The sequence below is a fragment of the Xanthomonas sp. LMG 12459 genome, assembly GCF_009192905.1.
Classification (GTDB): domain Bacteria; phylum Pseudomonadota; class Gammaproteobacteria; order Xanthomonadales; family Xanthomonadaceae; genus Xanthomonas_A; species Xanthomonas_A sontii.
Genome location: NZ_NSGT01000141.1, coordinates 1 through 621 on the forward strand (window position 1 = coordinate 1; position 621 = coordinate 621).

A 621-nucleotide genomic window follows, 5' to 3' on the forward strand; every position below is an offset into this window, starting at 1 on the left:
GTGGCGGTGCCGGCCACGCCGATCAGCGCCAGCAGCCCGAAATGCCACCACAGCGCGCCAGGCCGTGCGGCGTGCAACGCGAAGCCACCGATCACGGCGGCGACAAGCAGCAGTGGCAGCCACAGCCACAAGGCCAGGCCCAGCCGATGCGCCGGCGCCACCGGATATCGCCGTGCCGGGGAGGGCGACGTGGAGCGCAGCCGGCTCATGGTGCGGCGCCATGGCTGGCGGGCAGGGCCCGCACCCAGGTCGCGACATCGGCGATCAGGGCCGGGTCGACGTGGCCGGGCGTGGCGTACTCGGCCGGTCCGGGGGCGCCGCTGCCGGAGATGCCCAGGTGGTTCAGCGCGGCGTAGCGGTGCAGGGTGGCATGCGGATCGTCGGCCAGCGCCTGTTGCCACCGCTGCCAGTCCGGCGCGGTGACCTGGAAATCGCGCTCGCCCTGCAGCCACAGCACCGGCATCGGCCCGAGCGCGTGGACGTCGGCGACCGGATCGACCTGGTCGAACGCACGCCAATAGGCGGCAGGTACGTCCAATGGCGAATCGCTGCGCGCGACCTCGCCACTGCCGCGGACCTTGGCCACGCGGCGCTCAAGCTCGGCCAGCGCCGCCTGCCGCT

Annotated in this window: 2 pseudogenes; both read right to left on the minus strand. The window is 73.8% G+C overall.

The window, feature by feature from the left end:
- Positions 1–209: pseudogene (locus CEK65_RS20885) on the minus strand (hypothetical protein); the annotation flags it as partial.
- Positions 206–621: pseudogene (locus CEK65_RS20890) on the minus strand (hypothetical protein); the annotation flags it as partial. The pseudogenes CEK65_RS20885 and CEK65_RS20890, both read right to left, overlap by 4 nt.